The sequence below is a fragment of the Xanthomonas prunicola genome, from assembly GCF_002846205.1.
GTDB classification, from domain to species: domain Bacteria; phylum Pseudomonadota; class Gammaproteobacteria; order Xanthomonadales; family Xanthomonadaceae; genus Xanthomonas; species Xanthomonas prunicola.
Genome location: NZ_PHKV01000009.1, coordinates 1 through 23,166 on the forward strand (window position 1 = coordinate 1; position 23,166 = coordinate 23,166).

Consider the following 23,166-nt stretch of genomic DNA (forward strand, 5'->3'; position numbering starts at 1 on the left):
TGAGTGTCTACGGAACCCTGGGCGTATCAGGACTTGGAGAAGAACTTCGCTCCGCAGCCGATTGAGCTGCTGACGCCTGAGGCATCTGGAGAGGACGCACTTCCACCGCAGGCCGAGGGTGAGGCAGGGCATTGGGAGTTGAAGTTTCGGCCACCGAAGCCAAGTCTATGATGGCTCAGATATTTCTGACCGTTGACCGCGCAGTAGACTGATGGTGCGCCTAGGCATTTGGCAGAAAGCTAGGATTGTTGCAGGATGTTTCCGCCAAATGATCGGAACAATGCCGCCCGCCATTGGCACCCGGCGCCGAGACTGAGGCTTCAACGCCAGCGACAAGGGAGCCCCGCATGCGGGGCTCTTTGCTTATACAGGTCTTAACCCTTGTCTTTTCTACTGAGGCTTGGCTAACGCTAAGTTCCGGTGCAATTTAGAGCAATCGTGAGCTATTTGGCCTTCTCGATGGAAAAGCTGTAATCCGTCGATGATCCGAAATAGTGGCAGCAATAAAAATTGGCATCATACTAATAACAGCTGAAACCGTCGCTTGATATGAGAAAGGATGAGATCTAGCAGTCGACTACTATTTATCTGTGTTGCATCACTTTACACGGTCTGACTTTGTGATAATGTATCTTAAAAGATAGAAGGTGCGTGAATGGATAACGAGAATAAATTTGAGCCAAACGCTGAGCAGAAAGTATGGCTCGATAATGAGGTGGCCGAAAGGGTCAGGGCGATCAAGGATGGCTCGACGGAGCTGCTATCCGCAGAGCAAGTCTTGAGTAAAGTTCTGGGTGGGAGTAATGCAAAATTAAAAAGTCGAATAAAAAAATCTTGATATAGTTATACTTCCTGGATTGGGGGTGTGTTGATGCCAGGCTATACCGTTAGTTTTGACCCTTTGTTTGCAGCGGATGTGAGTAGTTGGAGTTCTGAATTTAATGGGGATTCAAAGGAGGAAAGAGTTTTAAAGCTGATGAGCTTCTGTAGTAATATCGGTAATAATCCAAATTTGCTTAAGTATTACGGTGAGGCAAGGCCTTATAAAATTTGTGTTGTTGTTTATAAGCCAGAAGGTGGCGATGGTATATGCGCTGCGGCCTGTGTTGATCATGATGCGAATTCGATAATTTTTATTTCTTTGCGACGGACTAAGGAAGAGGCGGGAAACTTGGCTCGCACTCATTCTTAAAAGCCTAACCTCTTAATGTCTGGGAAAAATTAGCGTGTATCGCATTAGATTGCCACTAGTAATTCCTTATCCTCTGGTGGATAATCGCCCTGCGCGGGACTGCTGTATACAGCATGGATTTAGTACGGGTGCTGGTCTTGCTACTGGCAAGCTACGTAAAAATATAATTATTGAAAATCCTGTGGATCATATTCGTGAAGCAATAAGTGGTCTGCATGGCGGAAACCTTTTGCCTTCGTTGATTAAAAACAAGCTGAATCTTCTGTCATCTTATAAAGAAGCTTTAAGTTTTACGCCGCCTTTATACAGGATTCCTTCCATATGGAAATACCGTAAAGAACATCCGAGATATAACGCTGCTGGAGTTCATGGTGAGATCTCTGAATTTGGTAGAAAAATGACGCCTGGTCAAATTGTCTTCCATGGCGGCTTGCCGCCACCTGTGGGGCCAGTATTTTATCTGGATAGAGTTTTATCCACAACGTTATGTGCAGAGGTTGCTAAATCTCATGCTTATCGTGACGGGTACAACTCAATATTAAGCATATGGGTAATTACCATTGCTCAAGATTCGATAACAAAGGCGCTTTTCCTCAGTAATCAAAGTAGACAAACCCACGGGCATGAAACTGAGGTGATTATTCAGGCTGGGGCGCGCGTTTCTATTTTGAGTGTCTATAATCAGCGTGCATTTAAAATTTATGAATTGCTGCTCCATTAATGGCTGGGGCGTGGGTTGGTTTGAGGGCGTGGCTGCTTTATTGCGAAAGCAACTGCTGTGCTGAAACAAGAAAGAAGCTTGGTTCGAGTGTTCAGGTGCCCGCATTTATCCAGGGAGGGGTGAGCTCGAGAGCACACAGATGGTTTTTTAACGGCGCAAGGGCTGGCATACGAGCGCAAACCGGCAAGTCTAATTCCAGGTAAACGGCCATTGAAGCAATAATTCGCAGCCGTTTTAAGTCAGGCACTTATGCTTTCACTGGGTGATTCGGATCAGAATCAGCTCGGGAGCGGATCAAACGTGATCTGCTATTGCCTCTCGATGATGTATAGCTTGGTGAGCTGCATATCCTTTCCTTGAAAGAAAGACGCTATGCCTTAGGTTAGCTCAATGAGCTCGCCGAATTTGCTGGAAATTATCAGGGCGACTATCTATACTTGTTAGAACACTCAACAGGACGCGGCCCGACTGTTCTTTTGTCGTTAGATCAATGAGTTAGAGTGCTGAACGTTTAGTCCCACTCTCTCCGCCATAGGTCGTTGCAACTTGCTGAGGCACCGGGACTTTCTCCCAAGGCCCGCCTCTGGCCCCATTTCCTGTCCTACACTCAAGGCAATGGTCCCCCTGATGATCCATTTGTCATCGGGCTGATCGCTCGGCAACCCGGTCGACCGGGCAGCGCAGGTGGTTACGCGACTGGCGCTTGCATCGCTGCTGCCGCTTTCAGGACGATCTGGCGCAGGCAGCGCTCACGTAGGTACGGGGAATCACACGCGCTTAAAAGCAGATGCGCCCGATCCGCTTGCGGGCATAGGTGGCGTGTCCATCACTTGCTATGGGCGCTGGCAGTGATACTGCTGTATTGCCACTCCGTTTAGCTACTGCCGCGATGCATGACCGCTTCCCCTTAATCAACACCGAGGCGCCTGCGCAGCAGGCCACTGGCTATGCGGCCCAGATGCTCTGGACGATCGGTCATTCCACCAGGACCTGGGAGGCGTTCATTGCGCTACTGCGCGCGCACGGGATTGAGGCACTGGTGGATGTGCGGCGCTTTCCGGGCTCGCGTCGCTCCCCCTGGTTTGCCAGCGACACGATGGCACAGGCATTGGACGCGGCGTCGGTGCGCTATTTATGGCTGCCCGAGCTGGGTGGACGTCGCAGGGCGCGGTCGGGATCGCCAAATGGCGGATGGCGCAACGAGGCGTTTCAGGGCTATGCCGACTACATGACCAATGCCGACTTCGCCGCCGGAATGGAGCAGGTGACGGCCATGGCGCGAGAGCGGCGTACGGCCCTGATGTGTGCCGAGGCGCTATGGTGGCAGTGCCATCGCCGCCTGATTGCGGATCTGTTGCTGCACCGCGGGTGGCAAGTGCTGCACATCCTTGGCGAGACCGCGGCGCGCAGCATCAGTTAAATGCCGATGCGCCCCCGGCTGGGCGCGATCTGATCTACCCGCCGCGACAGGTTGGTCTGTTTTCTGCCGAGTAGGCGCCTGTGTTAGATCGAAGCCGAGACGATGGCCGCGACCATTGCTTGCGCGTCGAACGTTATCGTGCGGACTTACAGCACCGGTGTGTTGACCTTGAAGACTTCCACTGCACGGGTGAGTTGCGTGGAGTGCTGTTCCAACGCACTTGCGGCGTTGGTTGCGGCTTCCACCAGGCGGACATTGTGTTGAGTCGTTTCGTCCATCTGCGCGATGGTGTGGTTGACCTGTTCGATGCCGCCTGCTTGTTCCTGCGAGGCGGCGGAGATGTGGCCCATGATGTCGGTGACGTGCTGGACGCTGGTCACGACCTCGCCCATGGTGGTGCCGGCCTGGTGGACGAGTGTGGAGCCGTCGGCGACGCGTTGTACGGAGTCGTCGATGAGCCGTTTGATTTCTTTTGCTGCATCCGAGGAGCGGTGTGAGAGGGTGCGCACTTCCGATGCGACCACGGCGAAGCCGCGGCCTTGTTCGCCGGCGCGTGCGGCCTCGACCGCAGCATTCAACGCGAGAATATTTGTCTGGAAGGCGATGCCGTCAATGACGGAAATGATGTCGGCGATGCGCCTGGACGAGGCTTCAATGCCGGACATCTGTTCGATCACCTGGCCGACGACGTCGCGTCCCTCTGTGGCGATGGTGGCGGCGCCGCGTGCGAGCTGGTTGGCGCGGGTTGCGTGTTCGGCATTCTGCTTGACGGTGGAGGTGAGCTCTTCCATCGAGGCGGCCGTCTCTTCCAGGTTGGCGGCTTGTTGTTCGCTACGGCGCGCCAGTTCCTGATTGCCGCTGGCAATGTCTTCTGCAGCGAAGCTGATGCTGTTGGAGGTTGTCTGGATGCGGGTGACGATGTCGGTGAGACGGTGCACGGTGCTGTTGGCATCGTCGCGCATGGAGGCGAACACGCCGTGGAAGTTGCCGGACATGCGCACGGTCAGGTCGCCGTCGGCGATCGAGCGCAGCAGGTCGGAGAACCTGGCCAGGTTGGTGTCGGAGGTGGCCATCATGGTGTTGAGGTTTTCCACCATCAGGCGGAAGTCGTGCTCGAACTTTTCCGGCTGGCCGCGTAGCGCGAAGTTACCTGCGCATGCGGCCTGTGTGAGTTCCTGGATCTGCGCGTTGATGGCCTGCAGGTTGCGTTTGACCTGCTGCATGGTCGCGGTAATGGCAGCTTTTTCGCCGGGATACTGTTCGATGTCCTGAGTGAGATCGCCAACCGCGTAACTGCCCATGACCTGGGTCATGCGCAGCTGGGTCTGCACGTGGGCGTGCACCAGCGCGTTGGTATCTCGCACCATGGTGCCGTACTCGCCGGGAAAACGCTGTGCGTCGGTGCGGTAGCTGATCTCGCCGGCATCGTGGCGTACGGCCATGCTGCGTTGCGCGGAGATCACTTCCTGCAGGCGCCGCTGCATCTGCTGCATCGCGCGCAGCAATTGTCCGGATTCGTCGTTACTGGTGGGTGCGTCCTGGCTGCGCAGGTCGCCGTCGTTGATGCGCTCTGCCAGGCGCAGCGACTGGCGCAGCGGCAACACCACGCTGCGCGTGAGCAGGAAGGCGATGGCGGCGCCCAGCAGCAGGGCAACGATGGTGGAGGCGACCATCAGTGTCGCGAAGCCACCGGCGGTGGCGACGGCTTGCTTGGCGGCAGCGCGGTTCTTGGTTTCCTGCAGGTCGATGAAGGCATTGATGCTGGCCAGCCAGGCGATGAAGGCCGGGCGTGCCTCCTGCAGCAGGTGCTGCTCTGCATGCGGCTTATCACCGGCATCGCGGAAGCCTCGCACCTGGGTGATCAGCGGCAGGGTGCGCTGCTCGATGGCCTTGATCTGCTGGAGGATGTCTTTCTCCTTGGCATCGGTCGAACTGGCGAGCATGTCGTCGAGCGGTTGCGCGGAGCGCGCGTAATCGGCAGCGAGCTTGTCGATCAATTGTTCGGCAGCGTGGCGGTCGGTGAGGTCGTCCATCAGCACGACGTCGCGCAGGGCGATGGCGCGGTCGTGGACGCTGCCGCGGAAGTTGATCGCGTAGCGCTGCTTGACGCTGTTGACTTCGTTGATGGCGGTGAGCTGCTGGTCGATGCTGCGAACGCGTTGGATGCCGACCACGGTCAGGATCACCATCAACACGATGATCGCGAGGAAACCAAGGGCCAGGCGCTGTCCAATGCGCAAATTTGGGAAGAAATGCATAGGGGTTCGATCGGGATCCGACTAACGGAAGAGCGGGGGAGGCCCAGCAACTGCAGGGGGACGAATGCAGACGCGACACCGCAGGCACCAGCACAACTGCCGCTGCGTCGGTGGTGTCTCGACGTGTTCGTTAGCGACCTCTTCCCTTGGAACTGAAGCCATTGCGCGTGATGGTTCAGGTGCTGGTGGGACTGGCTAACGCGCCGCGAGGTAAGCCATGGCGCTGGCGTCCGTGGCTTACCTCGCGTGGCTCACCAGGACCTGTCGCAGCGCTTACCGATAGCGCGAGAGATCCGGTGCCTTGATCGAGGGCGTCATCCACTTGGTTGCGATGGTCTGCACGCTTGGCTGGCTTGCGAGTTTGAGTGCCCCATGCAACAGGTGGATGCCGAGGCGGCTGTGCGGGTTCATCAGGCGCGGGCCCATCCTTGGCACGCCTTGGGCCTGCTCGACCATCGGGCGCATCGCGTCATCGTAGGCGGCGAAGGCCGCGTCCAGCGTGTCGGCGCGGGCGATTTCGTTGGCTAGCACATAGCCGCCGGTCACCGCCAGGGTAGCGCCGATCCCGGCCAGTGGCGTGGCGCACCACGCGGCATCGCCGGTGAGCACGGTGCGTCCGCTGTGCCAGCGCTGCATGCGTACCTGGCGCAAGGCATCGAAGTAAAAGTCGTTGGTGACGTGCATGCCCTCCAGCACGCGCGCCGCCTGCCAGCCGGCGTCGGCAAAGCGCTCGCGCAGGTAGGTCTTTTGGACATCGACGCTCCAATCCTGTTCGCCTTCGGCCGGTTTTTGCAGCGAGAGCATGGCGCGCGTGGTGCCGTGCCGGTCTGGCCGCAGCGAGATGCTGCGCCCGCCGGTGGTGTGGTACCAGCGCCACAGCCGGTCGTCGTCGGCAATGCGCGGGATGGTGAAATAGGCGATGGTCAGGTCCATCCAGCGCGGATCGTTTTCGCCAGGAAAAACTTTTTCGCGTGTCGATGCGCCCACGCCTTCAGCGACGATCACCGCATCGAAGCGCTCACTGCATCCGCTCTCGAAGCTGATGGTGGCGGCATCGGCGCCGGCAGCGTCTTCGATGTTGGCGATGCGGTCGCCGAAGCGATAGGTGACTTGGTTGCGTGCGGCGTCGTAGAGCAGGCGAGCCAGATCGCCGCGCAGAATCTCTAGCTCGGCAGTAGGGCCATCACCATCGATGTCCTCGGTGTTGAAGGTGGCCACGGCCTTGCCGTGCGCGTCGATCCAGGCGGTGCCTTCTTCGCCGGTTCCCTGGGCAAGCGCTGCCTGCTCCAGGCCCATACGCTGCAGGATCTCGCGGCCGACGCCACGGATATCGATATTTTGGCCGCCATCGCGAAACTGTACGGCGCGCTCCACCACGGTGACATCGAAGCCGCGATGGGCGAGCGCCCACGCGGCGGTGTTGCCGGCAATGCTGGCGCCGGTGATCAGGATGCGACGCGGCATTGTTGTCACCCGTGAGATGAAATATCACGGGTGATGTTACACGTCCTGACTGCAGCGCTCCATGTTGGCGATCAGCCGATGCATGAACGCGACTGTCTGCTGTATTTCGTCTTCAGAAAAGCCCTCCAACGCCACCGCATTCATGCCCAGCAAGGCACGGCTGCCGACGTCGGCGATCGCGCGCCCGCGCGCGGTGAGCGCCACCAGCGCGGCGCGGCGATCCTGTGGGGTGGGTGTGCGCTTGATGAGCTTCAGGCCTTCCAGCTTGTCGAGCAGCGCCACCATGGCCGGCTGCTTCACGGCCGAGGCGATGACGAGGTCGCGCTGCAACATCGGGCCTTTCCAGGACAGCAGCATGATCGGGCCAATCAGGGCCAGCGAAACGCCGTGCGGCCGCAGTTCGGCGTCGACCAGGCGGTTGAAGACCCGCGCTGCATGGTTGGCCAGGTAACCTGGCGCGACCGCAGCTTGCGGATGGATGAGTTCATTTTGATCCAGCATCTGTACGACCGTGGTTGCCCTGGAGCCCTCCAGCGATTTTACGTGTCCTGCAGCGCGCATGGCGGTAGGTCCCCCTTGGCTGAGCGCCACTGCCTTGCGGCATGGCCGCTCGGCGGGCTCGAATGCGTGCAGGCCGACGACTGCATTGGCCTTTGCGCGCGCGACACAGTGGCCCAAACGCGGCAGTGGAAGCTGCCTGGTTCAGTCACTGCGCCGTGGTGACTGGACGCCAACTGTCATAGGCCAGATGATGGGCGACCGCTTGCACACTCCGCTTCGCCGGGAACAGATGCGTAAGCTGGCTACCTGGTCTTCAATGGTTAGACGCGATGTACGGATGGGTGATGGATAAGCTCACAGCAGGCGACACCGCGGTCGTGCACGGCGCGTGCTGGAGCGGTTGCCTGTGCTTCGGCGCAGTGCAGGCACACACCCTATGAATGCGGGGTTTCCGCATGGTGACAGCGTCATGGCGCAGGCGGTGCGCGACCACGACTGGGCGGTGAGTCCACTGGGACCCACCACGCAATGGTCGTCGCCGCTGCGCAATGCGGTCGACCTGATGCTGGGTTCGCCCGAGAGCATGTATGTGGTGTGGGGCGATGCGTTGACCTTTTTCTACAACGATGCCTATGCGCCGATCCTGGGGCCGCGCCAGGCGCAGGCGCTTGGCGCGCCACTGCGTGAATTGTGGGCCGATGCGTGGGACGCCGTGCGCGAGCCGATCGAGGCAGCGTTCGCAGGCCAGGCCTCGCGCTTCGAGGAACTGCCGATCGGCATGAATCGCTACGGCGTGCCGGAGCAGACCTGGTGGACGTTCTCGTTCTCGCCCATCTATCTGGACGATGGCCAGGTGGGCGGCGCGTTCTGCGTGACCAACGAAGTCACTGCACGCAAGCTGGCGCAGGCGCGGTTGGCCGACGAACACGAGCGCTTGATCCGCCTGTTCGAGCAGGCGCCGATGTTCATGGCGTTCCTGAGCGGGCCGCAGCATCGGGTGGAGTTCGCCAACCCGTGCTACTCGCGTCTGATCGGCCATCGCGATGTGATCGGGCGGCCACTGGCCGACGCGCTGCCCGATGCAGTGGAGCAGGGGCATCTGCATCGCCTGGATGAGGTCTATCGGTCTGGGCGTGCGTTTTCGGCCAATGCGCTGCCGTACAACGTGCAAGCAGTGCCGGGCGGGCCCAGCGAGCGGCGCTTGCTGGATCTGGTCTATCAGCCGATCGCCGGCGCCGATGGCACCATCTCCGGCATCTTTGTGCAGGGCCTGGACATCACCGATCGCATCAGCCTGGAACGCGCGGTGCGCGAGGCCGAGGTGCGTAACCGGCAGATCCTGGACAGCGTGATGGATTACGCCATTATCGCCACCGACATGCAGGGGCGGGTGACGTCCTGGAATGAAGGCGCGCGGCGCACTCTGGGTTGGAGCGAGGCCGAGATGCTCGGTCAATCGCTTGAGCGCACGTTCACTCCGGAAGACGTCGAGCGACGCCAGATCCTGATCGAAGCAGCGGCGGCGCTGGAATGCGGCAGCGGCATGGATGAGCGCTGGCACGTGCGCAAATCCGGCGAGCGGTTCTGGGCCAATGGCTCGTTGATGGTGTTGCGCGAAGAAACGGGCGAGGCCATCGGTTTCGTCAAGGTGTTGCGCGACCGCACCGCCGAGCGGTTGGCGAGCGAAGCCCTGCGCAAGAGCGAGCGGCGTCTGGATGCGTTGGTGCGCGCATCCTCGCAATCGATTTTTTCCGCCAGCGCAGATTGGCGCCAGCTGCGCCAACTGGTGGGCGACGGCGTGTTGAGCGAAGCGGTCTCGACCACGCCCGAATGGCAGGCGATGGTGCACCCGGACGACCGCGAGCGGTTGGCGCAAGCGCTGACGCAGGCGACTGCCAATCGGTCTGGCGTGGATGTGGAATACCGCGTGCTCGGCGCAGATGGACGCGTGGGCTGGACCTTGATGCGCGCCATTCCGCTGCTGGATGAGCGCGAGCAGATCGCCGAGTGGTTCGGTACCTCTGCCGATATCACCGACAAGCGCGTCGCCGAAGAACAGTTGCGTCAGCTCACCGAAACGCTGGAAGAGCGCGTGCGCGAGCGTAGCGCAGCGTTGTTGCTGGCCGAAGAAAAACTGCGTCAGAGCCAGAAGATGGAAGCGGTGGGCCAGCTGACCGGCGGGCTTGCGCACGATTTCAATAATCTGCTTACCGCCATCAGCGTTGGCCTGGAACTGCTGCAGACGCGCATCGAACAGGGCAAGTACGACCGGTTGGAACGCTATGTGGAGATGGCGCAATCCAGCGCGGCGCGCGCCACTGCATTGACTCAGCGGTTGCTGGCATTTTCGCGCCGGCAAACGTTGGCTCCCACCGCACTGGATGTGGAAGCGCTGGTGCGCGGCATGCACGACATCATCGCCCGTACGCTGGGACCGTCGATTGCGTTGCAGCTACGCCCGGCTGCCGAAGCGTGGAAGGTGTTGGTGGACGCGCCGCAGTTGGAAAATGCGCTGCTCAATCTATGTATCAACGCGCGCGATGCCATGCCCGATGGCGGCGAGCTCACCATCAGCCTGCACAACCTTGCGCTGGACGCGGCTGCCGCTCAGCAGCTGGATTTGCCGGCTGGCGATTACGTGTGCCTCAGCGTACAAGACACCGGTACCGGCATGACCGCTGAGGTGATGGCCAAGGTGTTCGAACCGTTTTTCACCACCAAACCCATCGGCCAGGGCACCGGGTTGGGCTTGTCGATGATTTATGGATTCACCCGCCAATCCGGCGGACATGTGCGCATCGATTCGGAAGTAGGCGTAGGCACCACCATGGCCTTGTACCTACCGCGTTTCACCGGCGCGCTGGCGCAGGACGACGTGGCGCCTGCCAACCGGCCGCTGCAGCGTAACGCTTCACAGAGTTGCACTGTCTTGCTGGTGGAAGACGACACCGCGATCCGCGTCTTGATCTCCGAGGTGCTCACCGAAGCCGGTTACCGCGTGATCGACACTGCCGAAGGCAGCGCGGCGGTGGAGCGTTTGCGCTCGCATGAGCATATCGATGTGCTGGTGACCGACGTCGGCCTGACCGGCGGCCTCAACGGGCGCCAGGTTGCCGATGCCGGGCGGCAATCGCGGCCGGCACTTCCGGTGTTGTTTGTCACCGGCTATGCCGCCAGCGCTGCGGTGGGCGCGGGGCAACTGGACGATGGGATGGAAGTGTTGACCAAACCGTTCCAGGCGGTCGAGCTGGAGCGGCGGGTGGCGCAGTTGCTGGAGCGGCGCGCGCCATAGGCGTTGCGCGCAGTGCTAGCTGCGAGCAACGACACGCAGCCCGATCGCGTGAGGCAGACGTGCCACCTGGAAACTGGCGCTACAGATACCGGCTTGCATGCACGGTTGCGTCTGCTTACAGCGCCTTTCGGACGATGCCGAGCAGATCGCGCAACGAAAATGGCTTGGTCAAAAGACGCATGCCGGTACCCAGGAAGTCGACGCGTTTGGCGATTTCGCCTGCGTAACCGGTCATGAACACAATGGGCAGTGCGGGGCAAATGAGGCGTGCCTTGTCGGCAAGGTCGCGCCCGTTCATGCCAGGCAGGCAGATATCTGACAGCAGTAGATCGAATGGACAGGCTCTGCTGAGTTGCGACAGCGCTTGTTCGGCATCGGCGGACGCCACGACGTGGTAGCCCTCCTCGCCGAGAATGTCTGCAGCCATTTCGCGGATTGCGTCGTCGTCTTCGACCAGCAGGATGCGTGCGTTGGGTGATGCGTAAGTCACTGCGGTCCTCGATCACTCGCAATATCGTTGCGATGTGCTTCTGCAGCCACGTTAGGCGCTGTTGCGTGAGGGAGATGTGCGATGGCGAAGTCGCCGTTGTGCAACCCGTTTGGCGTTTGTCTAGTGGCTGCCATCAAATGCGGGCGGGTCTATCGGACCGGTCTTGTAATCACGGTCGCAGATGCGATTGCAGCGTAGCGTCAAGCGGAGCAAGCTGATCAATTCAGTCGCGCGCACTGACTTATGAGGCCCGCATGATAGATTCAGGTCTATGAAGAACGTGAAGCCGATGAGCGCAAACCGCATCACCACTGGCAGCACTGGGCTCGACACCATCTTGCGTGGTGGCCTGCCGCCCAACCGTTTGTACCTGCTCGAAGGCCAACCTGGCTCCGGCAAGACAACCGTCGCACTGCAGTTCCTGCTGGATGGCGCTGCCAAGGGCGAGAGCTGCTTGTATGTGACCTTGTCGGAAACGATTGACGAGCTCACCGAGGTGGCTGCCTCGCACAACTGGTCGCTGGAGGCGCTGAGCATCTTCGAGCTTGCATCGGCCGAGGCATTTCTTGGCGATGGGCGGCAGCAATCCATTCTGCATCCGTGGGAAATGGAGCTGGACGGCACCATCAAGCTCATCCAGGCCGAAGTGGACCGGGTCAAGCCGACGCGGGTGGTGTTCGATTCGCTATCCGAGTTGCGCCTGCTGGCGCAGGATTCGCTGCGCTACCGGCGCCAGGTGCTGGCGCTCAAGCAGTATTTCGCGCCGCGCAACATCACGGTGTTTTTGGTGGACGATCTCACCGGCGAAAACGGCGAGCGCGATGCGCACCTGCACAGCTTGTGCCACGGGGTGATATCGCTGGAGCGCATGACACTGGATTTCGGCGCGGCGCGCCGGCGCATGCAGGTGCAGAAATTGCGTGGGGTGGATTTCATCGCCGGTTACCACGATCTGACCATTGTTACCGGTGGCATGCGTATTTATCCACGTTTGATCGCCGCCCATCACCATGCCCCGTTCGTCGGCGACCCGGTGCCGAGCGGTGTGGAACGCATCGATGCCTTGTTGCACGGCGGCCCCTTGCGTGGCACCAGCACGCTGCTCACCGGGCCGGCCGGCTCGGGCAAGACCAATCTGGCGTTGCAGTTTGTGGTTGCGGCGTGCGAGCGTGGCGAGCATTGCTGCGTGCTGGAGTTCGACGAGCGCACCGGCACCTTGTTGAAGCGTGCCGAAGGGCTGGGCATGGATCTGCGCAAATATCTGGATGCGGGATTGCTGGAACTCCACCAGATAGACCCAGCCGATATCACGCCTGGCGAGTTCGCCTGGGCGGTGCGTGCCAGCGTGGAAGAGCGCGACTGCCGCATCCTGGTGATCGACAGCCTCAACGGTTATCTGGCGTCGATGCCGCAAGAAAAACAGTTGATGCTGCAGATGCATGAGTTGTTGTCGTATCTCAACCAGAGCGGCGTGACCACGTTTCTGATCAACCCGCAGCAGGGGCTGGTCGGCAGCATGGCGACCAGCAGCACCCTCAATGTCTCCTACATGGCCGACACGGTCATCCTGCTGCGCTTTTTCGAGGCCAAGGGACGTATTCGCAAGGCGTTGTCGGTGATCAAGAATCGCAGCGGCGCACACGAAGACGCGATTCGCGAATTGCGCATCGGGAGCGGCGGTCTGCAGATAAGCGAGCCGCTGGAGAAATTCCACGGCGTGCTGACCGGTACGCCGCAGTTCGTTGGAGACGACGAACCGTTGTTGGATCGTTCCCTTGACTATCTGTGACCCGGACGGCTCCATCGTCCACATCATCGCGCCATTCGGCCGCGATGCGGAGAGCATTGCCAGCATCGTCGGCGAGCGTGGGCTGACGCGCCGGGTCTATGCCACGCTGGACGCCCTCGCGGGCGATCTGCACGATACCTCCGGTGTGGTGGTGCTGACCGAAGAAGCGATCGGCGGCGATTTGCACGCGCTGTCGCAGATCCTGCAGGGGCAGAAAGCCTGGTCGGATATTCCGTTCGTCCTGTTGCGCGCCCCCCGTGGTGCGCATGGCGGGCGCCATGCGGCCTTGCCGGCCGAGATGACCAATGTCATCGAGCTGGAGCGGCCGCTGAGCTCGGCCTCGTTGCTGAGCGCCATCTCCACCGCGTTGCGATCGCGGCAAAAGCAGTTCGTCATCCGCGACCAGATTGCGCAGCTTGCCGAAGGCCGCGCCGCATTGGCACAGAGCGAGGCCGAACTGCGCCTGGTGACCGATGCGTTGCCGGTGCTGATCGCCTTCGTCGATAAGAACTTGGTGTACCGCTTCGCCAATCGTTCTTACGAAGACTGGATCGGCGTGCCGCCTGCCGAGGTGATCGGGCGGCCGCTGGTGGATGTGGTGGGGCCTGCGGTAGTCAAAGAACGCCGCGCCTGGATCGAGGCTGCACTGGCCGGGCAGCCCTTGACCATCGAAACCAGCTGGCCGCATGCCGATGGGCGGCGCCGCGAGGCGGAGATCCGTTACATGCCGCGTTTCGATGCGGATGGCCAGGTGGACGGCTTCCATGTGTTCGCCGCCGATGTGACCACGCGCGCGCTGGCGCTGGAGTCGATCCAGCAACAGGCCAACGTGCTGGAAGCCAAGGTGGTCGAGCGCACCGCCGAGCTGCAGCGGCAGATGCTGGCGCGCGAATCCAGCGAAGCGGCGCTGCGCCAGGCGCAAAAGATGGAAGCGGTGGGTCAGCTGACCGGCGGCATCGCGCACGATTTCAACAACATGCTGACCGGTATTTTGTCTGCGCTGGATCTGGCGCGGCTGCGCATCGATCAAGGCCGCACCGAAGGGCTGGGCCGCTTTCTGGATGTGGCCTCGGCGTCGGCCTTGCGCGCAGCCGCGCTCACCCAGCGCCTGCTGGCGTTTTCGCGCCGGCAATCGTTGCAGGCGCGGCATCTGCAATTGAACGAGCTGGTGGTGTCGTTGCAGGAGTTGCTGGCGCGTACGCTGGGCGAGTCGGTGCGCCTGGAGACCGATCTGCAAGCGGATCTACCGCAGGCGTATGTCGATGAAAATCAGCTGGAAAGCGCACTGCTCAATCTGGCCATCAACGCGCGCGATGCCATGCCCGACGGCGGTCAGCTGCGTATCGCCACGCGGTATCTGCAGGTGGAAGATCAATCGCTGGAACTCGGCCGTGGCGTCACCCTGGCGCCGGGCAACTATGTGGTGGTGTCGGTCGCCGATACCGGAACCGGCATGCCGGCGGATGTGCTGGAGCGCGTGTTCGAGCCGTTCTACACCACCAAGCCGATCGGCCAGGGCACTGGCCTGGGCATGTCGATGATCTATGGCTTCATGCAGCAGTCCAACGGCCAGGTGTGGGTGGAATCGCAGCAAGGCGCGGGCACCACGGTCAGCCTGTATCTGCCCGCCGGGATTGCCGGGCAAATCGCGTTGCCGCCCACGCAGAGCGATGCGGTGCTGGCCGGGCAGGGCCAGCAGGTGCTGGTGGTGGAAGACGACGAACAGGTGCGTTTGCTGGTCACCGAACTGCTCAGCGAGCTGGGCTATCAGGCTGACGTGGTGGCCGATGCGGACGCGGCACTGCCGATTCTGGCCTCGCCGCGTCGGATCGACCTGCTGGTCACCGATGTCGGCTTGCCGGGCCTCAACGGGCGCCAGTTGGCCGAGATCGCGCGGCAGTCGCGGCGCGATCTGCCGGTGATCTTCATGACCGGCTACGCGGAAACGGCACGCGACCGTGGCGAGTTTCTCGGCGAAGGCATGAGCATGATCGCCAAGCCATTTACCCTGGGCGAGTTCAGCGGAAAGCTGCACGAAGTGCTGGGGCCGTCGGCCTGAGAGCGAGTAGCGCAACCTCGCGCGTTGTCAGCTGGGCGTGGACGAGGCATGGGAACCTGCGACTTGCCCGATGCATGCGCTGTTTAATCGCATAGCGTGGCAGCCATCGCCCATTAGGCCCAGCCACGCGGGAGCCGCGTCCCTCAGCTCAGCGCGCTCCACGCTCGGACTGTCGCGCACTGGCCATCGATTCGGCCGCCGCGATCTTGTCCGCGACTGCGTTCTGCATTGGCGAGCCGGTCTCCAGCAAGCCATGCAGATGGCGCCAATGGGCGGTGGCGGCGGCAAAGTCCTGCTGCTGAAAATCGCTGATGCCCAGTAGCCACAAGCCACGCTGGTTGTCCGGCTCACGTGCGATCACTTGCTGCAGCCGTGTGCGCGACGCGTCGTCGATGGCGAAGTCGCTGTGCGTGGCCATATCTGCGGCTACCCAGCCGACAATGGCGGCGCTGATGTCGGGTGCGATCTTGAGCGCCTGCGCATACGCCTCACGCGCGTCGGCGGGGCGATTGTTCTGCTCGTCCGTTTTGGCTTGCTGCATCCAGCGTTCCAGCGCCTGTTCCTGCATGTCCGAAGCGGTGCTTGCGGCTTGCGGCAGTGTGGCAACTGCAGAAGGCGTCACCGACGCCACGTGCGGTGGCTGCGCTGCATACACATGCGTGGCCATCGCCTCCGGCGCACCCACCAGCCGATATAAACCGGCCGTGGCCAAGGGCAGACCGAGCACCAGCAAAATCGGCAAGCTGTAGCGCGCGTTGCCAGTACCGGTGGGGCGGCGCAGCAGTGGCACCAACAACAGCAGCAACGCCAGTCCCACCAGCGCCGCGCTTGCACAATAAAAACCCATCATCACCACTCGTCCTCAGTCTTCGGCGCCACGGGTGTCCCGGCGCGCGCACGTTTGCGCACGGTGTGAATCACCACACCCGCACCGGCAGCCAACATCAGCGCCGGCCCGAACCACAGCAGCCAGGTGCCGCGCTTGACCGGTGGGTCGTACAGCACGAAATCCGAATAGCGCTCGACCATGTACTGCTTGATCTGCGCATCGCTCTTGCCGGCCTGCAGTTGCGCGAACACCTGATGACGCAGATCGCGCGCAAGGCTGGCGTTGGAGTCGGCCAAGTTTTCGTTCTGGCACACCAGGCAGCGCAACTGCGCAGTCAAACGCTGATAGCGCGCTTCGTCATTGCGGTTCTTGAACGGTAGCGGGTCCACCGCCTGTGCCGCCAGCGAGGGCGCCAGCAGCACGCCAAGCAGCAACACCAGCAACAGGCGCACACGCCGGCCCTGCGTGCGCCAATGCCAGCGCCAATGCGACAGCAGTGTGCGAGGCGCCGACGCCATTACGACGTGCCCTTCGGCAGCGCGGCGATGGCCGGCAGCAACTCGTCGTTGATGGCATCCGGGGTCAGTACGCCGATGTGCTTGTAGCGGATCACGCCTTGCGCATCGATCAGGAAGGTCTCCGGTGCGCCGTAGACGCCGAAGTCGATGGCGGTCTGGCCGGCTTCATCGGCGACCACCACCGCATACGGGTTGCCGAGTCGTGCGAGCCAGGCGGTGGCATCGGCGGGCACATCCTTGTAGTTGTAGCCGATCAGCGGCACGCCCAGCCGGCTGGCCTGCGCCATCAACACCGGGTGCTCGTGCATGCATTCGGCGCACCAGCTGCCGAACACATTGAGTACGTACGGCTTGCCCAGCAATTGATCACGGCTCACGCGTTGTTCGGGCCGATCAAGCCGTGGCAACGAGAACGCCGGTGCCGGTTTTCCGATCAACGGCGAGGGCACATCGCGCGGGTTGTGCTGCATCGTCCACAGGATGCCGAAGCCGAACAGCGTTGCCAGCAACAGGAAGCCCAACAAGGGCAGTAGACGATTCACGGAAGCGACTCCTGTGCGATGGCCACAGCCGGATGCGCCACAGATGCGGCCGATGTATTGAAGGTCGCCGGCGCACGAAAGCGGCGTGCGCAGGCGCTGACGAAGCCGCCCAGCATCATCAGCAGGCCGCCGGCCCAGATCCAGCGAATGAAAGGTTTGTAGTACAGCCGCAGCGTCCAGTCGTATTCGATGTGCTGGTCGTCCAAGGGCTCGCCGAGTGCCACATACAGATCGCGCGTGACGCCGGGATCGATCGCCGATTCGGTCTGGATCCGCTCGCTGCTGTACAGGCGTTTTTGCGGATGCAGTTGCGCCACGACCTGGCCATCGCGGCTGACCTGCACGCTGCCTTGTTCGGCCTTCCAGTTGGGCCCATCCACCAGTTGCACGCCATCGAAACGGAAGCTGTAGCCAGCGATCTGCGCGCTCTGGCCGGGCGACAACCGCACATCGCGTTCCACCGACAGGCTGTCGGACACCAGCACACCGGCAACGAACACCGCCACGCCCGCATGCGCGATCAGCATGCCGGCCATTTCAGCAGGGAAGCGCCGCCCGCGCGGCATGTCGCGCCAACGTTTGTGGACGTACAGCGCGGTGCCGGCGGCCACCCATGCGGCGACGCCCATGCCGGCGATCGCCTTGGCCTGACCATCGGCAAACACACTGCCGATCAGCGCGCAGGCGATCGCGGCGATACCGGCGCGGGTGCCGAGTGCCTTCAACGGTGCGGCCTCGGCCTTGCCCCAGCGCAGGTAAGGACCGAACGGCAGCAACAGCACCACCGGCAACATCAACAACGGAAACAGCAAGCCGAAGTAGGGCGGGCCGACCGACACCTTGCCCAGGCCGAACGCATCCGTGATCAGCGGGAATAACGTGCCCAGCAACACCATTGCCGCGGCCACGGTGAGCAGCAGATTGCCGATGAGAATGCCGGTTTCGCGCGAGGCTGCGGCGAATGGTTTGCCGCTGGCAATCTTGGGCGCGCGTAGTGCATACAACAGCAGCGAGCCGCCGACCACCGCCACCAGAAAAATGAGGATGTACAAACCGCGACGGGGATCGGCAGCGAAGGCATGCACCGAGGTCAGCACACCCGAGCGCACCAGGAAAGTGCCCAGCAGCGACAGCGAGAACGCCAGGATCGACAGCAGGATGGTCCACGCGCGCAGGCTGCCGCGTTTTTCGGTCACTGCCTGGGTGTGGATCAACGCAGTACCGACCAGCCACGGCATGAAACTGGCGTTTTCCACCGGGTCCCAGAACCACCAGCCGCCCCAGCCCAGTTCCGCATACGCCCACCAGCTGCCGGCGACGATGCCGGCGGTGAGGCAAGCCCAGGCCACATTGGTCCACGGCCGCGCCCAGCGCACCCAGGCCTGTTCCAGCTCGCCGCCGAGCAATGCCGCCACCGCAAACGCGAACGCCACCGAGAACCCGACATAGCCGGTGTACAGCACCGGTGGGTGGAAGGTCATGCCCGGATCCTGCAGCACCGGATTGAGTTCGTTGCCATCCAGCGGAATCGGCGACAGCCGTCCGAACGGATTGGAGGTCAGCAGGATGAAAGCCAGAAAGCCCACCGAGATCAGCCCCAGTACCGCCAGCACGCGCGCGGCAAAATATTGCGGAAGATGCCGGCTGAAAGCAGCCAGCAACACCGTCCAGGTGGCGAGGATCGCAATCCACAGCAGCAACGAGCCTTCGTGCGCGCCCCACACCGCGGCCAAGCGGTAGTACCAGGGCAGGGCGATGTTGGCGTTGGCGGCGACGTAGCCCACCGAGAAATCCAGCGATAACAGCGACCAGGCGAGCAGGCCGAACGCCATCCACACGAACACCGCCTGGCCAACCGCCGCAGGCCGCGCAATGCACATCAATGCGGTGTTGCCGCGCCACGCACCGACCAACGGCAACACGCCCTGGGCAAGCGATAGCAGGAGCGCCAGGATCAATGCGATCTGGCCAAGTTCAGGCGTCATGGGCGAATCGCAAGGTGGAACGGAAAGAAAGCATCGACGTGCGTGGCACCCACCGGCAGCGCATCAACGCGGCGCGGTCAGCGGTGCGGCGGTGGCGGGAATCGGCTTGCCAAGATGGCCTTCGGCCATCGCATCCTTCAACTCTTTCGGCATATAGGTTTCGTCGTGCTTTGCCAGCACCTCGTTGGCGACAAAGCGCCCGCCCTGCATGCGTCCGTTGGCGATGACCGATTGGTTGTCGCGAAACAGGTCCGGAAGAATGCCGGTGTACTCCACCTGGGTCGCAGCGTGTTTGTCGATGACGGTGAAGCTGACTTTCAGCGAATCGCTGGCGCGCCGGATCGAGCCGGCCTTGACCATGCCGCCGAGGCGGAACTGCTGATAGCCGGTGGCTTCGCCTGCGCGGACCTGGCTGGGAGTGAACAGGTAGCTCATGTTCCGCTGCAACGCGAACACGATGAGCGTGACGGCCAGCGCGGCGGCGGCGAGTACGCCGATCACCACCCACAGACGTTGTTTGCGCGTGGCATTCATGGCGCGTCCCGCTCCAGCACAGCGGCGGGTTGATCGCGTGCACGCCGCGGTGCCTGCCGCTGCAGCTGGCCGCGCAGTTCGCGCGGCAGGCGGCGACGCCGTAGCCACGGCGCTGCCAGATCGGCCAGCAACACCAGCATAAACACGGCGTAGGCGGTCCACACGTACTGGCCGTAGCCGCCCATTGCCCAAAAGGTGCTCATGCGGTGCGCTCCGTCAACACGATCCGGCGGACCCAGTCCTTGCCGCTTTCAAGCGCCAGCAGTTCCACACGCACGCGGCCGAACAGGCTGGCGACGTAATAGCACTTGGTTGCCAGCATCATGGTCAGCAGCGGCCACAGCATGTCTGCGCCCATTTTGGAGGGGCCGAGCAGGCGGACAGTTGAGCCCTGGTGCAGCGTGTTCCACCACACCACCGAGTAATGCACGATGGGCAGATTCACCAGGCCGACCAGTGCCAGCAGCCCGGCTGCACGCATCGCCTGACGACGGTCTTCCACGGCGTAATACAGACCAAGCACGCCCAGATACAAAAACAGCAGCAGCAACTCGGAGGTGAGCCGCGCATCCCAGGTCCACCAGGTGCCCCACATCGGCTTGCCCCACAGGGAGCCGGTGCACAGGGTGATGAAGGTGAATGCCGCGCCGATCGGCGCCGAAGCCATGGTGACCACTTCGGCCAGCTTGATACGCCACACCAGCGCAATGAACGCCGAAACGCCCATCGCCGCGTAGATGAAAAGACTCATCCACGCACTTGGCACGTGGATGAAGATGATGCGGTAGGCATCGTGTTGCTGATAGTCCGGCGGCGCCAGCACCAGGCCGCCGTACGCGGCCACTGCGCCGAGCAGCAAGGCCAGCCCCAGCGCCCACGGACGCACGCTGCCGGCGATGCGATAAAACGTGGGCGGCGAGCTGAGTTTATGCAGCCATAAGGGAATCCACTTGGCCATGCCGGTGCCGTCAGTTGGAATGTTTGGCGTGAGACGCCAACGCCTGCACTGCGGCGCCGGCGTTGACCTGCAACTGCCCGTCGGAGACCTTGCTGGTGCGCTGCATGAGCTCACGCAAGGCCGCTGCATCCATCGACGGTTGCAGCGACAACAACAGCGCGGCCATGCCGCTGACATGCGCGGTGGCCATCGACGAACCGGAGGTAAAATCGTAACGGCCGTTCGGCTGCGTGGTCAGGATGTCCTTGCCGGGCGCGCTGAGCACGCCGGGCATGGCCGGCGTTGCGCTGCTGCTGCGCACCACCAGGACGCCGGGTACGTCATTGGGAAACCCGTCCAGACGCCCGTTCGGTGGCATGGCCGCCACCACGATGCGGCCCTGTTGCACCAGCTGCTGCAGCATCTTGCTCAGCAGCGGATCGGCCGGGCCGCCCAGGCTCAGATTGATCACGCGCGCGGAGCTGTTGTTGATTGCCGCCAGCGCCTTGGCCAGGGTGAAAGTGTTGCAACGTGCGGTGGCGCCGACCGTGGGCGCGTACCAGCACGCCTTGTAGACGCTCAACATGGCCTTGGGGGCCATACCGACGATGCCTTGGTGATTGTTGCTGCCGGCAGCGATGATGCCCGCCACTTCGGTGCCGTGCGAATCGGTGCTGGTCATGACCGGTTTGTCATCGACCAGATCGTGCACGTCGCGGATGCGCGCTTTTAGATCCGGGTGGTTGGTGTCCACGCCGGTATCGACCACTGCGATCAGCACGCCGCGCCCCTGCGTGACGGTCTGCGCGCTGGCGGCATCGGTGTCGATGAAGCCGCGTTGCATGTCCACGTACGGGTCGTTGTAGCTGGACAGCGGGGTGGTCTTTTCCGACGCGTCGGCGGAGAACACCGAGAAATCCTGCACCGGCTGCACCAGCTCCACGCCTTCGTCGTCGGCCAGTGCACTGACCAGGTCATCGCGCGACACGCCGGGCGGTGGTTGCAGCACAGCGCAATACAGACCCAGCGAGGTGATCGGCCAGGCCGAGACTTCGCGCAATTTGTAGCGTTGCTTGATGCTGTCCATGCGCGCGGCAGCCTTCTGGCCGGCGCCGTAATAGCTGGACGCGTAGCCGATCAGGCTGGAGCCGGCGCGGGCTGGCGGTGCCGCGAGCGGGTTGGCCACCGCCAGCAGGATGTCGCGGCTGCTGTCGGGCATCTGCGCATCGGCAGGTGCCTTGGCGGGGCCGGCAACATCCGTCGCCGGCTCCTGTTGGACTGCGGCAGCATGCGCGCTGGTGTGCGCGCCCAGGCCAACGAGTGCGGCGATCAGGCCGATGGCGAACAGGCGATTCATGGGGCCGAGACGATCTCCGCCAGACGGATGCCCGGAGTGGCGCGGAGTTGCTGCACGGTCTGCTGCGGTTGCGGTTGCGCCAGCGGCTGCGGTGCAGCAGGCACCACGGTGTAAGCGCCCATGTCGTTGGGACCGCCGACCACCTGCAGCTGCTGTGCATGCAGCAGCTGGTCCCAGTCGGCCACGGTCATCTTCGCGTCCGGCACTACACGGATGGCGCCTTGCGGCATCGGCAACGCCGTGGCGCTGCTGAGCGTGCGGTAGTCGTGCGACGGGGCGGGCGAGGCCAGCTTGACACCCATCACGCCCAGGCCGATGGCCTGCACCAGCGCCGCGGCGGCCAGGGCGCGCACCGTCCAGCTGCCGGACCGGCGCGCTGTCGGCACACGCTTAGGTTCGGTGTGCTGCTCGGGTGCATCCAGGCGGCCGAGTAGGCGCTGCAGCCCGGCGTTCGGGTCCAGCTTCACTGCAGACGGCAGCGCCAAAGCCTGGCGCAGGCGGTTCTGCTGGGCGAATTCGGCGCTACACGAGGCGCACTTGGCCACGTGCGCAATCAGCCAGGTGTTTTCTTCCTCGGTGGCACTGTCCAGCAGCACCGCCGGCATCAATTCCCAGGCGTGCGAGCATTCCTTGCCAGGCGCGATGAAAAACGTCTTCATTGCATGATCTCCGTGTAAGGGGCGCCGCCGGCCAGGCCGGGGAGCACATTGCGTAATTTGACCCGGGCATGGAACAACCGGGCTTTGATGGTGCCAACAGGGCACTGCATGATGTCGGCCACTTCTTCGAGTTTGTGGCCGACGCCGTAGACCAGCTCGATCACCAGGCGCTGGTCCGGCGACAACCGTTCCATGCCCTTGTCCAACCAGTCGCGCAGTTCGCGCTCGTCGTTGTCGTCGGCGCTGGGGGCATGGTCTTCCACCACGGCGGTGTCGTCGATGGCCTCGCCGTCATGCTGGCGCAGGCACTTGAGCCCGCAGCGGTAGGCGATGCCCATGATCCAGGTGGACACCTGCGAATCGCCGCGGAAGTCGCCGGCCTTCTGCCAGGCGATCCAGAAACAATCGTTGATGGCTTCTTCGATGATGTCCGGGCGTCGGGTCAACCGCGACAGGAACCGGCACAGCCGGCCGTGGTAGCTGTGGTACATGCTGGCCAGCGCGCCGCGATCGCCCGCGGCCATGCGGCGCAACAGCATGCGGTCGGTGGCATCGCCCAAGGTATCGGTGTCATTCATCAAGGCAGGCATCGCTGGTAACCCACGTCAGTGCGCGCAGG

The 23,166-nt window shown here is 62.4% G+C and carries 20 protein-coding genes and 2 pseudogenes; 8 read left to right on the forward strand and 14 right to left on the reverse strand.

The genetic code is table 11. The features are described from left to right. Positions 1–21: 21 nt before the first annotated feature. The 5 genes and pseudogenes from XpruCFBP8353_RS24540 to XpruCFBP8353_RS19160 form a co-directional block, all read left to right on the forward strand. Positions 22–171 (forward strand): annotated as a pseudogene (locus tag XpruCFBP8353_RS24540) (plasmid mobilization protein); the annotation flags it as partial. 484 nt (positions 172–655) lie between these two features. Beyond that, on the forward strand, positions 656–838 hold the full coding sequence (locus tag XpruCFBP8353_RS23520) for a hypothetical protein (protein WP_133125677.1): 183 nt from the start codon (positions 656–658) through the stop codon (positions 836–838). A gap of 33 nt (positions 839–871) precedes the next feature. Next, positions 872–1,192: a hypothetical protein gene (locus XpruCFBP8353_RS23525; RefSeq protein WP_133125678.1), complete on the forward strand. Its 321-nt coding sequence runs from the start codon at positions 872–874 to the stop codon at positions 1,190–1,192. 34 nt (positions 1,193–1,226) lie between these two features. Beyond that, positions 1,227–1,913 carry a hypothetical protein gene (locus XpruCFBP8353_RS23530; protein WP_133125679.1) on the forward strand — a complete coding sequence of 229 codons (687 nt, stop codon included), beginning with the start codon at positions 1,227–1,229 and terminating at the stop codon, positions 1,911–1,913. Between the two features lie 889 nt (positions 1,914–2,802). After that, positions 2,803–3,407, forward strand: a pseudogene (locus tag XpruCFBP8353_RS19160) (DUF488 domain-containing protein). A gap of 72 nt (positions 3,408–3,479) precedes the next feature. Here the strand turns inward: XpruCFBP8353_RS19160 and XpruCFBP8353_RS19165 are convergent. The 3 genes from XpruCFBP8353_RS19165 to XpruCFBP8353_RS19175 all read right to left on the reverse strand — a co-directional run bounded on the left by XpruCFBP8353_RS19165 (position 3,480) and on the right by XpruCFBP8353_RS19175 (position 7,556). Continuing rightward, positions 3,480–5,591: a methyl-accepting chemotaxis protein gene (locus XpruCFBP8353_RS19165; protein ID WP_101364649.1), complete on the reverse strand. Its 2,112-nt coding sequence runs from the start codon at positions 5,589–5,591 to the stop codon at positions 3,480–3,482. 273 nt (positions 5,592–5,864) lie between these two features. Next, positions 5,865–7,055, reverse strand: a complete 1,191-nt coding sequence (locus XpruCFBP8353_RS19170; protein WP_101364650.1) for an FAD-dependent monooxygenase — start codon at positions 7,053–7,055, stop codon at positions 5,865–5,867. A gap of 36 nt (positions 7,056–7,091) precedes the next feature. Beyond that, positions 7,092–7,556: a MarR family winged helix-turn-helix transcriptional regulator gene (locus tag XpruCFBP8353_RS19175; protein WP_101364651.1), complete on the reverse strand. Its 465-nt coding sequence runs from the start codon at positions 7,554–7,556 to the stop codon at positions 7,092–7,094. Between the two features lie 436 nt (positions 7,557–7,992). On the opposite strand from XpruCFBP8353_RS19175, the gene XpruCFBP8353_RS19180 reads away from it, so the two are divergent. Beyond that, positions 7,993–10,848, forward strand: a complete 2,856-nt coding sequence (locus XpruCFBP8353_RS19180) for a hybrid sensor histidine kinase/response regulator (protein ID WP_101364652.1) — start codon at positions 7,993–7,995, stop codon at positions 10,846–10,848. A 115-nt stretch (positions 10,849–10,963) separates the two neighbouring features. Here the strand turns inward: XpruCFBP8353_RS19180 and XpruCFBP8353_RS19185 are convergent, their stop codons facing one another. After that, complete coding sequence (locus tag XpruCFBP8353_RS19185; RefSeq protein ID WP_101364738.1) at positions 10,964–11,308, reverse strand: response regulator; 345 nt, start codon at positions 11,306–11,308, stop codon at positions 10,964–10,966. A gap of 301 nt (positions 11,309–11,609) precedes the next feature. On the opposite strand from XpruCFBP8353_RS19185, the gene XpruCFBP8353_RS19190 reads away from it, so the two are divergent. Together XpruCFBP8353_RS19190 and XpruCFBP8353_RS19195 are read left to right on the forward strand one after the other, a co-directional pair. After that, complete coding sequence (locus XpruCFBP8353_RS19190; RefSeq protein ID WP_101364653.1) at positions 11,610–13,127, forward strand: ATPase domain-containing protein; 1,518 nt, start codon at positions 11,610–11,612, stop codon at positions 13,125–13,127. Further along, positions 13,114–15,186: an ATP-binding protein gene (locus XpruCFBP8353_RS19195; RefSeq protein ID WP_101364654.1), complete on the forward strand. Its 2,073-nt coding sequence runs from the start codon at positions 13,114–13,116 to the stop codon at positions 15,184–15,186. Before XpruCFBP8353_RS19190 ends, XpruCFBP8353_RS19195 begins: the two co-directional genes overlap by 14 nt. 148 nt (positions 15,187–15,334) lie before the next feature. Here XpruCFBP8353_RS19195 and XpruCFBP8353_RS19200 read toward each other — a convergent pair whose 3' ends face one another. The 10 genes from XpruCFBP8353_RS19200 to XpruCFBP8353_RS19245 all read right to left on the reverse strand — a co-directional run bounded on the left by XpruCFBP8353_RS19200 (position 15,335) and on the right by XpruCFBP8353_RS19245 (position 23,137). Further along, positions 15,335–16,036 carry a tetratricopeptide repeat protein gene (locus tag XpruCFBP8353_RS19200; RefSeq protein WP_101364655.1) on the reverse strand — a complete coding sequence of 234 codons (702 nt, stop codon included), beginning with the start codon at positions 16,034–16,036 and terminating at the stop codon, positions 15,335–15,337. Beyond that, a complete protein-coding gene (locus XpruCFBP8353_RS19205; protein WP_101364656.1) occupies positions 16,036–16,533 on the reverse strand; it encodes a cytochrome c-type biogenesis protein in 498 nt (165 codons plus the stop codon). Before XpruCFBP8353_RS19205 ends, XpruCFBP8353_RS19200 begins: the two co-directional genes overlap by 1 nt. After that, complete coding sequence (locus XpruCFBP8353_RS19210) at positions 16,533–17,075, reverse strand: DsbE family thiol:disulfide interchange protein (protein ID WP_101364657.1); 543 nt, start codon at positions 17,073–17,075, stop codon at positions 16,533–16,535. Before XpruCFBP8353_RS19210 ends, XpruCFBP8353_RS19205 begins: the two co-directional genes overlap by 1 nt. Then, on the reverse strand, positions 17,072–19,060 hold the full coding sequence (locus tag XpruCFBP8353_RS19215) for a heme lyase CcmF/NrfE family subunit (RefSeq protein ID WP_101364658.1): 1,989 nt from the start codon (positions 19,058–19,060) through the stop codon (positions 17,072–17,074). Before XpruCFBP8353_RS19215 ends, XpruCFBP8353_RS19210 begins: the two co-directional genes overlap by 4 nt. 63 nt (positions 19,061–19,123) lie before the next feature. Next, on the reverse strand, positions 19,124–19,594 hold the full coding sequence (gene ccmE / locus XpruCFBP8353_RS19220; protein ID WP_101364659.1) for a cytochrome c maturation protein CcmE: 471 nt from the start codon (positions 19,592–19,594) through the stop codon (positions 19,124–19,126). Next, positions 19,591–19,797 (reverse strand): heme exporter protein CcmD, encoded by a 207-nt coding sequence (gene ccmD / locus XpruCFBP8353_RS19225; protein WP_101364660.1) that lies wholly within the window; start codon positions 19,795–19,797, stop codon positions 19,591–19,593. The genes ccmE and ccmD overlap by 4 nt, the downstream gene beginning before the upstream one ends. Further along, a complete protein-coding gene (gene ccmC / locus XpruCFBP8353_RS19230; RefSeq protein ID WP_101364661.1) occupies positions 19,794–20,552 on the reverse strand; it encodes a heme ABC transporter permease CcmC in 759 nt (252 codons plus the stop codon). The genes ccmD and ccmC overlap by 4 nt, the downstream gene beginning before the upstream one ends. Positions 20,553–20,562: 10 nt before the next feature. Beyond that, positions 20,563–21,888 (reverse strand): S8 family peptidase, encoded by a 1,326-nt coding sequence (locus tag XpruCFBP8353_RS19235; RefSeq protein ID WP_101364662.1) that lies wholly within the window; start codon positions 21,886–21,888, stop codon positions 20,563–20,565. Further along, complete coding sequence (locus XpruCFBP8353_RS19240; RefSeq protein ID WP_162301119.1) at positions 21,885–22,547, reverse strand: zf-HC2 domain-containing protein; 663 nt, start codon at positions 22,545–22,547, stop codon at positions 21,885–21,887. The genes XpruCFBP8353_RS19235 and XpruCFBP8353_RS19240 overlap by 4 nt, the downstream gene beginning before the upstream one ends. After that, a complete protein-coding gene (locus tag XpruCFBP8353_RS19245) occupies positions 22,544–23,137 on the reverse strand; it encodes a sigma-70 family RNA polymerase sigma factor (protein WP_207759690.1) in 594 nt (197 codons plus the stop codon). Before XpruCFBP8353_RS19245 ends, XpruCFBP8353_RS19240 begins: the two co-directional genes overlap by 4 nt. Positions 23,138–23,166: the final 29 nt, after the last annotated feature.

Bases quoted from the DNA above. Each gene is read 5' to 3' on its own strand.
- XpruCFBP8353_RS23520 (WP_133125677.1), top strand. From the start codon at position 656: ATGGATAACGAGAATAAATTTGAGCCAAACGCTGAGCAGAAAGTATGG.
- XpruCFBP8353_RS23525 (WP_133125678.1), top strand. From the start codon at position 872: ATGCCAGGCTATACCGTTAGTTTTGACCCTTTGTTTGCAGCGGATGTG.
- XpruCFBP8353_RS19165 (WP_101364649.1), bottom strand. From the start codon at position 5,591: ATGCATTTCTTCCCAAATTTGCGCATTGGACAGCGCCTGGCCCTTGGT.
- XpruCFBP8353_RS19170 (WP_101364650.1), bottom strand. From the start codon at position 7,055: ATGCCGCGTCGCATCCTGATCACCGGCGCCAGCATTGCCGGCAACACC.
- XpruCFBP8353_RS19175 (WP_101364651.1), bottom strand. From the start codon at position 7,556: ATGCTGGATCAAAATGAACTCATCCATCCGCAAGCTGCGGTCGCGCCA.
- XpruCFBP8353_RS19180 (WP_101364652.1), top strand. From the start codon at position 7,993: ATGAATGCGGGGTTTCCGCATGGTGACAGCGTCATGGCGCAGGCGGTG.
- XpruCFBP8353_RS19190 (WP_101364653.1), top strand. From the start codon at position 11,610: ATGAAGAACGTGAAGCCGATGAGCGCAAACCGCATCACCACTGGCAGC.
- XpruCFBP8353_RS19200 (WP_101364655.1), bottom strand. From the start codon at position 16,036: ATGATGGGTTTTTATTGTGCAAGCGCGGCGCTGGTGGGACTGGCGTTG.
- XpruCFBP8353_RS19205 (WP_101364656.1), bottom strand. From the start codon at position 16,533: ATGGCGTCGGCGCCTCGCACACTGCTGTCGCATTGGCGCTGGCATTGG.
- XpruCFBP8353_RS19215 (WP_101364658.1), bottom strand. From the start codon at position 19,060: ATGACGCCTGAACTTGGCCAGATCGCATTGATCCTGGCGCTCCTGCTA.
- ccmE (WP_101364659.1), bottom strand. From the start codon at position 19,594: ATGAATGCCACGCGCAAACAACGTCTGTGGGTGGTGATCGGCGTACTC.
- ccmD (WP_101364660.1), bottom strand. From the start codon at position 19,797: ATGAGCACCTTTTGGGCAATGGGCGGCTACGGCCAGTACGTGTGGACC.
- ccmC (WP_101364661.1), bottom strand. From the start codon at position 20,552: ATGGCCAAGTGGATTCCCTTATGGCTGCATAAACTCAGCTCGCCGCCC.
- XpruCFBP8353_RS19235 (WP_101364662.1), bottom strand. From the start codon at position 21,888: ATGAATCGCCTGTTCGCCATCGGCCTGATCGCCGCACTCGTTGGCCTG.
- XpruCFBP8353_RS19240 (WP_162301119.1), bottom strand. From the start codon at position 22,547: ATGAAGACGTTTTTCATCGCGCCTGGCAAGGAATGCTCGCACGCCTGG.
- XpruCFBP8353_RS19245 (WP_207759690.1), bottom strand. From the start codon at position 23,137: ATGCCTGCCTTGATGAATGACACCGATACCTTGGGCGATGCCACCGAC.